The 14,076-nt window shown below is 71.2% G+C and carries 12 protein-coding genes; 8 read left to right on the top strand and 4 right to left on the bottom strand.

Translation table 11 applies throughout. The annotated features are described in order from the left end of the window. Positions 1 to 24: 24 nt before the first annotated feature. The gene (locus FHS38_RS28320; RefSeq protein WP_311775292.1) at positions 25 to 1,152 is read left to right on the top strand and encodes an amidase domain-containing protein; all 1,128 of its coding nucleotides are present in this window, start codon (positions 25 to 27) and stop codon (positions 1,150 to 1,152) included. A gap of 85 nt (positions 1,153 to 1,237) precedes the next feature. Here FHS38_RS28320 and FHS38_RS28325 read toward each other — a convergent pair whose 3' ends face one another. Then, positions 1,238 to 1,744 (bottom strand): GNAT family N-acetyltransferase, encoded by a 507-nt coding sequence (locus tag FHS38_RS28325; protein WP_184738306.1) that lies wholly within the window; start codon positions 1,742 to 1,744, stop codon positions 1,238 to 1,240. A 69-nt stretch (positions 1,745 to 1,813) separates the two neighbouring features. Further along, positions 1,814 to 2,785: an ArsR/SmtB family transcription factor gene (locus tag FHS38_RS28330; protein ID WP_184738308.1), complete on the bottom strand. Its 972-nt coding sequence runs from the start codon at positions 2,783 to 2,785 to the stop codon at positions 1,814 to 1,816. A gap of 160 nt (positions 2,786 to 2,945) precedes the next feature. On the opposite strand from FHS38_RS28330, the gene FHS38_RS28335 reads away from it, so the two are divergent. Continuing rightward, positions 2,946 to 4,241, top strand: a complete 1,296-nt coding sequence (locus FHS38_RS28335) for an alpha/beta hydrolase family protein (protein WP_184738310.1) — start codon at positions 2,946 to 2,948, stop codon at positions 4,239 to 4,241. A gap of 214 nt (positions 4,242 to 4,455) precedes the next feature. Here the strand turns inward: FHS38_RS28335 and FHS38_RS28340 are convergent, their stop codons facing one another. Then, positions 4,456 to 6,354 (bottom strand): ABC transporter ATP-binding protein, encoded by a 1,899-nt coding sequence (locus FHS38_RS28340; protein WP_184738312.1) that lies wholly within the window; start codon positions 6,352 to 6,354, stop codon positions 4,456 to 4,458. 310 nt (positions 6,355 to 6,664) lie between these two features. Here FHS38_RS28340 and FHS38_RS28345 point away from each other — a divergent pair, with 310 nt between their 5' ends. The 6 genes from FHS38_RS28345 (at position 6,665) to FHS38_RS28370 (ending at position 12,359) form a co-directional block, all read left to right on the top strand. Beyond that, positions 6,665 to 7,222, top strand: a complete 558-nt coding sequence (locus FHS38_RS28345) for an RNA polymerase sigma factor (protein WP_130880559.1) — start codon at positions 6,665 to 6,667, stop codon at positions 7,220 to 7,222. Continuing rightward, the gene (locus tag FHS38_RS28350) at positions 7,223 to 8,116 is read left to right on the top strand and encodes a hypothetical protein (RefSeq protein WP_184738314.1); all 894 of its coding nucleotides are present in this window, start codon (positions 7,223 to 7,225) and stop codon (positions 8,114 to 8,116) included. It abuts the gene before it with no gap. A 49-nt stretch (positions 8,117 to 8,165) separates the two neighbouring features. After that, complete coding sequence (locus FHS38_RS28355; RefSeq protein ID WP_311775293.1) at positions 8,166 to 8,849, top strand: hypothetical protein; 684 nt, start codon at positions 8,166 to 8,168, stop codon at positions 8,847 to 8,849. Further along, positions 8,846 to 10,183, top strand: a complete 1,338-nt coding sequence (locus FHS38_RS28360; RefSeq protein ID WP_184738316.1) for a nucleotidyl transferase AbiEii/AbiGii toxin family protein — start codon at positions 8,846 to 8,848, stop codon at positions 10,181 to 10,183. Before FHS38_RS28355 ends, FHS38_RS28360 begins: the two co-directional genes overlap by 4 nt. Before the next feature lie 66 nt (positions 10,184 to 10,249). Beyond that, positions 10,250 to 11,140, top strand: coding sequence for an RNA polymerase sigma-70 factor (locus tag FHS38_RS28365; RefSeq protein ID WP_184738318.1), 891 nt, complete (start codon positions 10,250 to 10,252; stop codon positions 11,138 to 11,140). Between the two features lie 82 nt (positions 11,141 to 11,222). Next, complete coding sequence (locus tag FHS38_RS28370; RefSeq protein ID WP_184738320.1) at positions 11,223 to 12,359, top strand: NAD(P)/FAD-dependent oxidoreductase; 1,137 nt, start codon at positions 11,223 to 11,225, stop codon at positions 12,357 to 12,359. A gap of 158 nt (positions 12,360 to 12,517) precedes the next feature. Here FHS38_RS28370 and FHS38_RS28375 read toward each other — a convergent pair whose 3' ends face one another. Further along, entirely contained in the window at positions 12,518 to 13,921 is a 1,404-nt protein-coding gene (locus tag FHS38_RS28375; protein ID WP_184738322.1) for an amino acid permease, read from the bottom strand. Positions 13,922 to 14,076 lie beyond the last annotated feature (155 nt).

Raw genomic sequence — 14,076 nt, forward strand, 5'->3', positions numbered from 1 at the left:
GGACGGGGTGACAAGGGGAACATAGTGAATCCATCGACGTTCAGATCCGCGGTCGGTGCGGTCCTGACGGTGGCCGTGTCGGCCGTGCTTCTGCCCGCCTCCGCGGCGAACGCGGCGGCGGGAAACACGCCGGACAGCGATGCGGCAGCCAAGTCCTTCGGCCGCATAGCCGACGCCGTACTGACCGAGCGCACGGCGGCGCTGCTGGACACCCGGTCGGTGCGCCGGGCGCCGCTGCTGCTCGACAGCAACGTGCGCCTGTCGGCCGGCCTCGCACGGGCGGAGGACACCGCGCTGTCCTCGCTCCGCACCCGCAAGTCCCGGCTCGCCGCCCTGGGTGAGGCGTACACCGCCGCCGACACCAAGGTCACCACGGGCACGCCGCGCGTCAAGAACGGGCGGGCCACGGTCCAGGTCACCGAGACCACGACGCTCACGTACAAGAAGATCCGCGGTGACGAGCCGGCGACGACCGGTTTCCAGGCCCACCACGAAATGAACTTCGCCGTCACGTCGGGCGGGAAGTGGGAACTGACGGGCATCAAGCCCAAGGACGACGGCCCCCGGGCGATCAACCAGCCCGTGACGGTTGCCGTGGCGAGCGCGGGATCTCCGCCCAAGGGCACCCCCGCCTCCACGTCATGGACGACGCGGACGGTGCGGAAGACCTCGGGAACCTCCGGCTACAACTACGCGGCCATGGCGGCCTACGCGGAGAAGTACTGGAAGAACTACAACCCCGCGTACCGGAAGTTCAACGACGCCGGTGGTGACTGCACCAACTTCATCAGCCAGGCCCTGAAGGCGGGCGGCTGGAAGGACGACTCCGGCACGTACTCGGACTACCGCAACTGGTGGTACAACTCCTCCAACCAGACCACATCCTGGGTGGGGGCCAACGAGTGGGCGTGGTTCACCCTCTCCGCCAAGCGGGCGACCAACCTGTCGAACGTGTACCAGTTGGACGTCGGTGACATCCTGCAGATGGACTTCGAGCGGGACGGCTCGAAGGACCACTCCATGATGACCACCTACCGGAGCAGGAGCGGTGTCCCGTACCTGACTTACCACTCGACCAACACGTACCGGAAGTCCGTGGCGAGCATCGTGGCCTCCAACCCCGGCTCGGTCTACTTCGCCTACCGCACCTGACAGCCCGCGGAGGAGGGCCCTTAGCACCCGCCTCACGCCTGTGGGCCCCGCTTCCGGCGGGGCCCACATGTGCGTGTGTATGTGTTTATCGGGTGGCGCCGTCGAGGGCTTCGCCCAGGTCCCGGCTGTAGGAGATCCCCGGGTGGCCGCCGAGCAGGACCTCGCCGGTGGGCACGAACCCGGTACGGGCCAGTACGGCCCGTGAGCCGGCGTTGTCGACGGTCGTGGCGGCCCGCAGCGTGGTCAGACCGTAGTGGGTGGCGGCCAGGGCGCATGCCCGCAGGACGGCGGACGTGGCCAGACCCCGACCGGCGGCCTTCTCGGCGATCCGGTATCCGAGTTCGGCGGAACCGTCCGCCACATCGACCAGGTTGATCCGCCCCAGCACCTCCCCACTGTCGTCCACCAGCACATGGAAGTGGATCAGTCCGGCGTCCTGCTCCGCGAGCAGACTGCTGTGCCGTGCGTCGAACTGGGTGAAGTAGTCGTCGCCACGGTCCGGGACCGAGGCGGCGAAATAGGCCCGGTTCTCCTGCTCGAACGCGAGCAGGGCGGGGGCGTGGTCGGGGCGCAGGCGCTGGAGTGAAGGCATGGGGCAACGGTACGTATCCCCACGTCGTCGGTGCTCCTCGGGTGGGCTCAGTGACGTGCTGTCAGCCTGTCACATTCCACCGTGTCGCCGGACCAGCAGACTCCCCAGATCGGTGCGCCGGTGCAGCACCGCCCGCCCGGCGCGCACCGTGGTGATCAGCCCCGCACCACGCAGCGCCGCGGTGTGGGCGGAAACGGTGGCATTGCTGACGCCCAGCCGCCGGGCCAGGTCGCTCGTGGTGTGCTCCTCCGCCAGCAGAAGCAGCAGGTCGAGGCGCGTTCGCCCGAGCACCCCCGCCAGCGCGTCCTGTCGGTCGCCCGCGCCGGTCGGCGGGAGCGGCAGGCCCGGGCCCGCCGGGTAGGTCAGGGCCAAGGAGTGACCGGGCACGTCGGCGGTGATGGGCCGGCCCGTCCAGTGGAAGGTGGGCAGCAGCAGCAAGCCGCGCCCGCGGAGCTCGATGTCCCCCTCGCCGTGGCCGTCGAACTCCCAGACATCCTGGTGCAGTCGGCTGCCGGGGACGAGCGCGCGGAGCGCGGCGCCGACGCCGTGCTCGGCCACGGCCAGGGCGTGGCGGGTGAACTCCGCCTGGTGCAGATCCTGGACCAACGGCCACACCGGACGCAGCACCGTTTCGAAGGCGGCCTGCTGGGCGCGGCGGAGTCGTTGCCAGGCATCGGCACCACCACGGTGCAGATCGCGGATCCATAACGGAGCCGGGGACGGGGACGTGGCGTAGACCCGCTCGATCTCGGAGCGGACCAGGCCGGGCTGCGCGGTCCGGACGGTGTTCAGTCCCTCCTTCAGGTCGTCGCTGAACACGTCGATGAACTTCGGAGCCTCCGCCGCGGGCACCAGGTCCGCCAGTGGCTCGACGGCACCGGGCAGGGAACGGAGCAACCGACGTCTCCAGCGGCCGAAGAGCAGCTCGTCGTCGCGACGACACATCATGGCGAGTGCCGCGTTCAGTTCCTGCAACGGGGCCGGCCGGGGCGCGAGACGGACCCGGGCGAAGTCGGCGGCCGTGAATCGGATCCGGATCACTACTCTCCCTCGCTGCGCTGCGCCATCGTTTCGGCCAGGGCCTCAACCCTCGCCTGCCCTCCCCGCCGACTGCCAGCATCCCAGCCATGCCCCCGGTCATTCCTGCGGGGGCCGCCGCAAGGCGCGAGGACTCGCGCCACAGGGACACAAGGGGAGTGCCATGTTTCGTCAACAGCCCGGCGACAGCGAGCGGGTGGGCCGAGCGGGTCGTGCTGTGACGGCCGCAGTGGACCGGCGGACCGTCGCGAAATCGGTCGTGCTGGCCGCCGGACTGTTGCTCACCGGCACCGGCACCGGCGGCGTCGCACGGGCCCGGACCGCGGACGACGTCACCGTGCGCTTGCCGGCGCCGACCGGCCCGCACCGGATCGGGACCACCACGCTGCACCTGGTCGATCACACCAGGCGAGACCCGTGGGATCCCACCATCCCCGTCCGGGAAGTGATGGTCAGCGTCTTCTACCCCGCCCGCACCGTTCGCGGCTACCCGGTCGCACGGCAGATGACCAAGGACGCCGCGAAACTCTTCGCAGTGATCGACCCCGCCATCCACCCGGGACTGCCGAAGGCCGGGGTGAACTGGGCGGCCACCACGACCCACGCCCACACGGGCGCGCCCGCGCAGTCGGTACGGCGACCGGTGCTGCTCTACAGCCCGGGGGGCGGCGACCCGCGCACCCTCGGCACCGCGACCGCCGAGGAACTGGCGAGCCGGGGCTACGTGGTGGTGACCGTCGATCACCCCGGCGATGCGAGCGAGGTGGACTTCCCGACCGGGACGCCACACAGGGAGAAGGTCCGCCCGACGGTCTTCCGGGGAGATCCCAGGACGGATCCGGGCCTCTTCCGCACCGCGATCGACACCCGGATCACCGACACCCGGTTCGTGCTGGACAAGCTGGAAGCCATGGCAGCCGGACACCTTCCCGACGCGGAGCGACGCGCACTGCCGGAGAACCTCGGCAGTGCGCTGGATCTGCGGCGCGTGGGCATGTACGGCCACTCGGCCGGAGGCACCACCGCGGCCGAGGCGATGTACGAGGACCGTCGCATCAGGGCGGCGGTCAATCTGGAGGGCTATCTGAACCATCCGCCGGGCAAGCCGGGCCGGGCAGGCAAGCTGTTCCCCGTCGCCCGGCACGGGGTGGACCGGCCGCTGCTCCTGCTGGGCACCGATGGCTTCCGCGACGAGGACATCGACCGTTCCTGGTCGGCCATGCTCGCCCACCCGGGGGGACACACCCGCAGACGGCAGCTCGACAACGCCACGCACTGGGTGTTCACCGACTACGCGGCCATGGCACCCCAGTTGCAGGCCGCCGGGCTGATGACCGCCGACAGCCGGATCAAGCTGGTCGGAGCGATCGACCCGGCACAGTCGGTGCCCGCGGTGCGCGACCACGTGCTTTCGTTCTTCGCCCGGCACCTGCCGCCCTCGGGGGCGCCCCTGCCGTAAGTGTGGAAGGGGGCCACCGGCGTCCGGGAACCCGGGCCGGGCCGCCGTGTCGTCGGCCCCCGGGAGACCCCGGAGGCCGACGACATCGCCGCCACCTGTGCTGCTCAGCGGCACCTACTGGCACTTTTGCCCATCGGATCGGCTGCCGCCGACCTGGAACGGCCGGTGCACGCGGTCGTCCGGATCCGGGCAGAAGGCGTGGCCCGGATCTCCGTCACCTGTCCTGGCTGAGGGCGTACAGCTCCTGGAACAGCCCGCCTGCCTTGAGGAGCTGGTCGAAGGATCCGTTCTCCGTGATGCGTCCCTTCTCCATCACGATGATCCGGTCGGCGATCCTGGTGTTCTCGAGACGGTGTGTGACGACGATGGTGATACGGCCGTCGGCGACGTTCTTCAGCTCCTGGAAGATCCTGTGCTCGCCGCGGGCGTCCATCTCGCTGGTCGGCTCGTCGAGCACGAGCACGGCCGGCCGTCGGTACAGCGCACGGGCGCAGGCGATGCGTTGCCATTGGCCGCCGGACAGATCGCTGCCGCCCCACAACTCCCGGGCGAGCAAGGTGTTCAGGCCGTCGGGCAGCTCTTCGACGGCCTCGCGCATACCGACCTCGTCGATCGTCCGCCACACCCGGTCGTCGTCCCAGGTCACCGGCTGGCCGAGGGTGATGTTCTCCCGGACCGAGAGCGGCCAGTGCGCGAAGAACTGCGTCACGACACCCGTGCGCTCCCACACGGTGTCGGGATCGGCCTCGGCCAGGTTCACGCCGTCCCAGCACACCGTGCCCTTCTCCGCGGTGAACAGTCCGGTGAGCAGGCGCGTGAGGGTGGACTTCCCCGACCCGTTCTCGCCGACGACCGCCACGACCTCCCCACGGTTCAAGGTGAGCGACAGCCCGTCGACGGCCGGGCGGGTCTTGCCCGGGTAGGAGTACGACACCTGGTTGATCCGGATCCGCTCCGGGCACACCGGGGCGACGACGCCGCCGCGTTGGGGAGCCAGGGAGCGCGCCTTGTCCACGAAGCGCCGCCAGTCCCCGAGGTACAGAGTCGTCTGGAACAGGCTCGTGGCGTAGTGCACGACGTTCGACAGCGCCATCAGCGCGGTGCGGACCGCGACGACGGCGGTCGCGGAGACGGCCAGGGACACCCGTCCGGTGACGGTCAGCCACACGAGCATGGCCCACGCGCCCAGCAGACACACGCCACCGATCGCGGCGGAGAGGAGATTGATCCGCAGCATGCGCGGCGCGGCGTCCATGACCTTGGCGTCGATGCGGGCCGACATCGTCCGGTACCAGAAGATCAGGTACGAGCGCATGCTGTTGCCGCGCACCTCGTCCGCCAGCCTCGACGTGGTGACGTGCCAGCGCATCATGCCCTTGACGTTGCGGCCCGAGTTCGTCGCGAAGTGCACCTGGTACTCGACCTTGGCCTCGGCCACCGCGCCCACGCCCGCCGGCAGCACCGCGAGGACGAGGACGGGCAGCATCAGGGGATGGAGCATGGTGAGCACCCCGCCGGCGGCGACCAGGCGGATGAGCGAGGACATGAACAACTGCGCGTCGTAGAGCATGCGATCGACGCGCACCGCCCCGGACTCGGCGGCTTCGTGCTCGTCGGCGAACACGGGGTCGTTGAACGCGGACAGCTCGACCGAGCACATCGCCTCCACGAGCGCCACGTCCGCCGAGGTCGCGAGCCTGGGTTTGAGTCGTTGCTCGGCCCACTGCGCCAGCGCGTAGGTGAGGCGGGCGGTGGAGGCCGCGGCCGCGACCACCACGAGCGCCGGCAGGGCGTCCCGGACCCGGTCGGGCACCAGGCCGCCGCCCAGGATCGGCACCATCGCCTGCGCGGTGGCGGCGAGGACCACGGCGGCCGACACCCCCGACACAACCTGGGCGAAGATCATGATCAGCACGGCGCGGGGATCGATCTCCCACGCCATGCGGCCGATCCGTCCCACCAGTTGGGGAATCTTCCCGCACAGACGAAGGAACGACGTCTCCTCGAACGCGTTCCTCGTCCCCGCCCCCTGGTACGCGATCTCCTGCGGCTCCGGCGGCGGTGGGCGGCGCCCAACCTGCCCGCCCTGGGCTGATTTCGGATGGTTCGACATGGTGTCTCCCTCACTCGTTTTCCGTGTCAAGTCGTAGGCACCCGGTGTCCAACCGGTCGAAGTGGGTGAAGGACACGTATTCCCGGCGCCGCTCCTGGCGCGGTGAGAGCCGGGTGGGGGCGCGCGGAGGGGTGAGTGCGCCCGGTTCTGAAGCGTTCCTGACATGGACTGCACGATCGGGCCGGGTTTTCGCTTAGCTGGTCAGTGAGGGCCCAGCGGCCCCTGGGCGCCGAGGGGGTGGCGCTGTCGACCGGTGAAAGGGACACGTCCGTGAAAGACCACATGCCGCCGGACCGGAGGAGGGCCCATCATGGCTGACCAGCCCCGCCCGGTCCTGGGGGAGGACCTGTCAGCCGCGTTACCGGCTGATTTCCTTGCTTTCTTCTCCGTCCATCACCAGGCATATCTGCGGTACGCCCACATCCAGCTCGGAAGCACCGCCGATGCCGAGTGGGTCGTGGAGGAGGTCTTCGGACAACTGGCCCTGATCTGGGGGGAGGTGCTGCGCCGACCGAGCGTCCCCGCCTTCGCCCTGGCCACCCTCCGGGAGGAGATCGCCAAACTGCTGGCGGCCCGGGGACGGGACGTCGCCCTCGTCGAGACGGCGGCCTTCGCCGCGGTGCGGGAGGCGACCCGTGCCCGCCTGGGCGTCCTGGAATCCGCCCTGGGCCTGTACGCGGCGATCACCCGGCTCCCCGACCGGCAGTACGACGTCGTCGTCATGCACTTCGTGCTGGGCTACCCCGTGCGGCGAGTCGCCGGGATCATGGGACTGTCGCCCGCCACGGTCCGCTCCCACGTGCGCGGAGCCCGCCGGCGGCTGGCTCGTGACCTGCGGATCGACTGGGCCACGGAAGAGGAGGACTGAATGATTCACACCCGTCACACGAGCGGCCGCGAGGAACTCGCCTCGATCGGAGAGCTGTTGGCCCGAGCCGACGTCCTCACCGCACAGTTCGACGACTACGACGAGGAGGCCGCCCTGCGCCGCATCGCCGCCCGCGTCGTCCTGGACAGGGCCAACGCCCTCGACCGCCATGCCCGAGCCATCCGCCACGGCCTCGGAGGCGGCCGCTGGACCCCACCCGACGGTCTGCCGCACGGCCAGCGCACGGCGCTCCACGCCCGCGCGGCCGACGAACTGGGTGCGCTGTCGTCCAGGGTCGCGCACGACCGCTCCGCCATCGCCTCCATGGCCCTGCTGGTCGACGACCCGGCGAGGATCGAACCCGTCGGCGCGCTGACCTTCGCCTGCCTGCTCCACCTCGCCGACCGCCAGGAAGGCGCGGTGTTCTGGTGGCAGTTCGCCGCCGGCGCCGAGTCCGCCACCGCCGCCCACTGCCTGTACCTGCACCACCTGCGGCACAGCGAACGGGACGCGGCCCGGCACTGGTTCACCCAGGCCACCGAGCTCCACGGGCAAGGAGGCGACGTGTTCCCCGGCGAAGCCCCCACCCGCGTCAAGGGCGACACCCCACCGAGCCGCTACGGAGCGTCCGACACCGACCCCCGGCCTTCCTGGGGAGAAGGATCCGACCGGCCGGCCGGCGGTACGCAGGTGTACCCGCCCGGTGCGCCGTGGCGGACGAACACCACCCACCTCACCGACGCGGTACGCAGGCTGGAGGCGGGGAGCGACACCGACTTCGGCGCCATCCCGCGCCCCGCCCCGGGGCTGGCCGCCGAACTCAAGGACACCACCCCGCCGATCCGTCCGCGGCCCGCCGCCCTCGACGGACTGCCCACAGGCACGCATTTCTGACCGACGGCCGCCGGACGGCGGTGTCCCAGCGGTCTGGAATCATGTGCGGGTGATACCGAACGTAACCGCCCCTCCGCTGTTCAGCGGGGCCTTCGAGGCCCATGTGACCGTCCGCTCCAGCTCGCCCCAGCCGCTGTCACCGTCCCCGGAGACGGAAGCGCTCGAGCGGTACGCGGCCGCCCATGGCATGGGGTTCGTCGACATCGTGCTGGACCGCGGGCGGACTCCGCACCAGCCCATGCTCACCCTGCGGGAGTCCGGAGCGCTTCCGGCCGTCCGGGAAACCGTCGAGGATGCCGGCCGCCGGCTGCGGGCCGCGGGTTTCGACGTGGCACGGACGAAGATCGAGGCATCCCCGTGGGCCGACGGGGTGCCGGACACCGACGAGGCCGCGGCGGCCCTCGGAGCGCGGTACTACTTCGAGCATCACGTCAAGCTGCTGCTCACGCCGGGCGCGGACACCTCCGCGCTGGCGGAGCTCGCCACAGCCCACACCGCCCACCTCTCGCGCAACGCCCGCCGGCTGCGGGCGGACGGCCGTGCCGAGCGCTTCGTCACACAGCGCTGCCGGCTCGTCGGCCGACGAACGGCGGGACAGCGGCTGGACGCGCTGGTGGCGGAGCTCCGAAGCAGCGGTCACGATGTGGCGTCCGTGGAGCGGGAGTTCGTCGTCCACGACAGCGACGCATCGCTCGACGCGGGCTGGATCACCGAGGAGAGGACAGACGCATGACGGCGACACCATGGGAGCGGTTCTCCCACGGGCCCTGGGACGACACGGCGGTCGTCCCCCAGCTCCCGCCGGAAGAGGCGACCCGAGCGGCCAAGGACTTCCCGCACACCCTGCTCCCGGTACCCGGCCGAGGCGTCCTGCAGCGCCCGGCGTACGATCCCGCGGCCAACCACCACGTGATGGGGATGCGGCTGAGCGAACCGCAGTTCACCGACGCGCGCACCGGCCGGGAGTGGGGCGCGGCCCGGCGCCACGCACTGGACCACGTGCTCGCCGCGGTCGCGGGCTCGCCGTGGGCCGAGCACCTGGTGCTGCGGGGCAGTGTGCTGCTGAAGGCGTGGTTCGGGGAAGCGGCGCGCGAGCCGGGAGACCTGGACTTCGTGGTCGTCCCGGACACCTGGCACCTCGAGGACGACCGCACGGCCGCGATGCTCGACGGCATCGCGCGCAGGGCGGAGGAACTCTCGCGGGAGGCCGGCGGCCCCGTCCGCATCGACGCGGCGGGAGCGGTCAGCGACGAGATATGGACCTACGACCGGGTGCCCGGCCGCCGGCTCGTGCTGCCCTGGACGGCCGCCGAAGACACCCCGCCGGGCACGGTCCAGCTCGACTTCGTCTTCAACGAGACCCTCCCCGCCCAGGCCGTACCCACCACGGTCCCGCGCCGCGGCCCGGGCGCGCCCGCCGTTCTCATGGCGGCGAGCCCGGAACTCTCCCTCGCGTGGAAGATCCTCTGGCTGGTGACGGACCGGCACCCCGAGGCGAAGGACCTCTACGACGCCGTGCTCCTCGCGGAGAACACCCGCCTCCCTTACGAGCTCCTCCAGCGCGTCCTGGTGGCGGCGGGCGAGTACCCCGAAGGCTCGCCCCTCTTCCTGAGCCACATCCTCCACCAGGCGGCCGAGGCCGACTGGTACGAGTTCCGCAAGGACCACCCGGACTTCCCCGACGACGACGCCGCCTTCCTGACCCGCTTCGCCCTCGCCCTCGCCCCTGCCTTCGCCCCGGCGGAGGAAGGGGTGTACGCGCAACTCGCCGCTTCCTTCCTGTATCTGACGGAGACGCTGTACGAACAGCGGGAAGGAGGAGGGATGGAGGCGGTCGAAGAGTGGCTCGTCCTGCGCAGCGTGCACAGTGTCGAAGCCGTCGTCGCCGTCCGCGAGCTCCTCGGCCGCACGCAGTGCACCCTTCGTGAGGCAGCCGACGTCCTCACCTCTTTCCGCGCCACGCGCTTCGGCCGTGACCAGCCGCTGTACGCGGGTGGCTGGTGCGGTGACGCGCACCGGATCGCCGAGCAACTGGAGGCAGCCGACGCGCGCACCCGTTCCGTCTGACGGCTGTGACCCACATCGCCCGGCGCGCTGTGGTGACGCGCGGACCTGACCTGGCATTCTGCGGGCATGAGCGTGGGCCTCGCCGCAGAGTTCGAGTCATACCGACCCCGGCTGTTCTCACTCGCCTACCGCCTGCTCGGAGCGGCGAGCGAAGCCGAGGACGCCGTACAGGACACCTTTCTGCGGTGGAACGCCGCCGACCGGGAGGCGATCCGTACACCGGCCGCCTGGCTGACCACCGTCCTGACCCACCTCTGCCTGAACCACCTCGCCTCGGCGCGCGTCCGGCGCGAGCAGTACCTCGGGCCGTGGCTGCCGGAGCCCGTGCTGACGCACGGCGGCCGGACGGCGCTCGGTCCCCTGGAGACCACCTTGCAACGGGAGTCGGTGTCGATGGCGCTGCTCACGTTGATGGAGCGGCTCACTCCCGCCGAGCGTGCGGTGTTCGTCCTGCGTGAGGCGTTCGAGCACAGTCACCGGGAGATCGCCGCCGTCCTCGGCGTCGACGAGGCCCACTCGCGAAAGCTGCACAGCCGGGCACGGGAGCAACTCGGACGCCCGCGCCGACAGCTGCCGGTCGACGCCGAACAGCGCAGCCGGATCGTGGAGCGGTTCTTCGCCGCCACCGTCGAAGGGGACGTGGCCGGACTCGAACGGCTCCTCGCCGAGGATGTGGTCGCCTGGGCCGACGGCGGAGGCCGGGTGTCCGCGGCGCGGCGGCCGATCAGCGGGCGCGAGAAGGTGCTCCGCTACCTGCTCGGGCTGTCCGCACGGCCGGAGGCGGCACTGGTCCGGCTGGAGTCCACCGAGGTGAACGGCGAGCCCGGCGTGCTCGTCCTCGTGGACCGGACCCTGATCGCCGTCGTCGTGCCGGACATCGAGGACGGCCGGGTCACCGCCGTCCGTACGGTCCTCAACCCCGGCAAGCTCGCCTTCGCGACCTCTCAGCTCATGTGACCCACCTCATATCCGTCATCGTCACGCATCCACCCGCTCACCGGTTCAAGGAGGACACGACCGCCGCTGAACGGGAGGATCGATGAAGCACCACATCGTGGTTCTGGGAGCCGGTTACGCCGGACTCGGCGCCGCCCAACGCATGGCACGGCAACTGCGCCGCACCGGCGCACGGATCACGCTGGTCAATGAGGCGGACCGGTTCGTCGAGCGCGTCCGGCTGCATCAGCTGGCAGCCGGTCGGCCGCTGCGGGAACTGCCCCTCCGGCCGCTCCTGGCCGGCACGGGCATCGAATTGGTCGTCGCCCGGGTGACCGCGGTCGACACGAAGAACCGGGCCGTACGGCTCGACGGGGCCCCGTACGGGGTCGGGTACGACACGCTCGTCTACGCCTTGGGAAGCGCGACCGACACCGCCACGGTTCCCGGCGCCACCGCCTACGCCTCGTCGGTGGCCGCCTTCGACGAGGCGGTCCGGCTGCGCGGCCGGATGAGGGATGCCCGGGGCACGCTGGCAGTCGTCGGCGCGGGACTGACCGGCATCGAGGTGGCCACCGAGCTGGCCGAGAGCCATCCGGGGCTCTCGGTGCACCTGGTCACCGGCGGTGCGTTCGGCGCCGGGTTCTCGGACCGGGGCGGACGCTATCTGCGCGACGCGCTCGACCGTCGCGGCATCACCCTGCGTGAACACACCCGGGTCTCCGAGGTCGCCGCGCACGGTCTCGCCCTGGCCGACGGTACGGAGATCCCGGCGGACACCGTCGTCTGGGCGGCCGGCGTCCGCGTCCCCGGCCTGGCCCGCGACGCCGGTATCGCCGTCGACGCGCGCGGAGTGATCCGCGTCGACGCGGCATTGCGGTCGGTCTCCCACCCCGAGGTGTTCGCGGCGGGTGACGCCGCGGGAGCGCACGGGCCCGACGGCAGTGCGTCCCGCATGTCCTGCCAGACCGGAATTCCCATGGGAAGGCACGTCGCGGACACCGTCACCGCGATCCTGACCGGCCGTGCCCCCGCGCCCCTGCGGCTGCGCTACGCCGGGCAGAACATCAGCCTCGGCCGCCGGGACGGGCTCATCCAATTCACGCGCCCCGACGACAGCCCGGTCGCCGCCGTCCTCACCGGACGCGCGTCGGCACGCGTCAAAGAGGCGGTCATCCGGGGTGCGTTCTGGGCCACGCGGCGCCCGGGGCCGTATCTGCCCGGAGCAGGCGGTAGCTAGCCGCGTCCGGCGGATCTCCGGCAGGCGCCCTCCGGCGTGGCCCGCGGCAGCGGGGATCCGCGGACGCGGCCCAGGGGCTGCAACGGGGCTTGGCCCTGGCGGAAGCCAGGGCCAAGCGGGGTGTGGAGTCGGGGCTTCGCGCCCCTGGCGTCGGATCCTCAGTGTGCCGAGGCGGTCCGTTGCCGCAGGTAGCCGGTGACGGCCAGGGCCAGTGCCAGGCCACCGGTGAAGTACACCTGCACCCGGGTGTCCGCGTCGAGGGCCATGAGGACCAGCACCCCGGCGACACCGGCCAGCGTCACCCACGTCAGATACGGGAAGCCCCACATCCGGACCACCAGCTTCTCGGGCGCTTCGCGCTCCAGCCGACGGCGCAGCAGCAACTGCGAGGCCGCGATGAAGCCCCACACGACCAGCACGACCCCGCCGACCATGTTCAGCAGCCAGGCGAAGACGGTGGTGGGCCACCAGAGGGACAGCAGGACGGCGAAGAAGCCGAACGCGGACGACGCGAGCACCGCGCGGCGCGGCACCCCGCCGCTGACCTTGCCCAGGGCCTTGGGGCCCTGGCCGCGCGCGACCAGCGAGTAGGCCATGCGGGAAGAGCCGTAGATGTTGGCGTTCATCGCGGACAGCAGGGCGATCAGGATGACCACGTTCATGATCTCGCCGCCGGCCGGGACACCGAGGCGGTCGAGCACGGCCGCGTACGGGCCCTGTTCCGTGACGGCCTTGTCGTTCCACGGGATCAGCGTGACGATCACCAGCATCGAGCCGACGTACACGATGCCGATCCGCCACATCGTCGTGCGCACGGCCTTGGCCACACCGCGCACCGGGTCCTGGGACTCGGCGGCCGCGATGGTGACCGTCTCCAGGCCGCCGTAGGCGACGACGGAGGCCAGCAGTCCGGCGAGCAGCCCGTCCGCGCCGTTGGGCAGGAAGCCGCCGTCGTGGAGGAGGTGCGCGCTGCCGGGGGAGTCGCTGCCGGGCAGGAGGCCCAGGATCGCGAGCGTGGCGAGGCCCAGGAAGAGCACGATGGCGCCGATCTTCAGGGCGGCGAACCAGAACTCGAACTCACCGAAGTTCGCGACCGCGCCCAGATTGGTTCCGCAGAAGAGCGCCATGAAGATCAGCACCCACATCCAGGACGGCGTGCCCGGGAACCAGCCCTGCATGATGTGGGCCGCGCCGATCGCCTCGACCGCCACCCCCACGACCAGCAGGGTCCAGAACATCCAGCCGGCGGTGAAACCGGCCCACGGGCCGATCGCGCGCTCCGCGTGGACGGAGAAGGAGCCGGAGGCGGGATTGGCGGCGGACATCTCGCCGAGCATCCGCATCACGAACATCACGAGGAGACCGGACGCGGCGTACGCGAGCACGATCGACGGGCCGGCCGCGGCGATGCCCGCGCCGGAGCCCACGAAGAGGCCGGCACCGATGACGCCGCCGAGGGCGATCATCGAAAGGTGCCGCTGCTTGAGTCCGTTCGACAGCGGGGAACCCTGCTGCGGGGAGGCCTCGGCCTGCGGGGGAGGAGAGTGAAGTGTCCGGCTCATGGTCGTGCCTGTCCATTATGCGAGATCTGGAAGCCACGAGTATGAGCAAGCGGGCGACGGTCCGGTCTGCTCGTCCGGTATTCGGACACTTGATTCACGGAACGTGATCGCCGTGCGGCACAGCCGCCGGGCCCGGCCGCCCGGACAGGCGGCTC

Source organism: Streptomyces netropsis, assembly GCF_014203545.1.
Lineage (GTDB): Bacteria > Actinomycetota > Actinomycetes > Streptomycetales > Streptomycetaceae > Streptomyces > Streptomyces netropsis.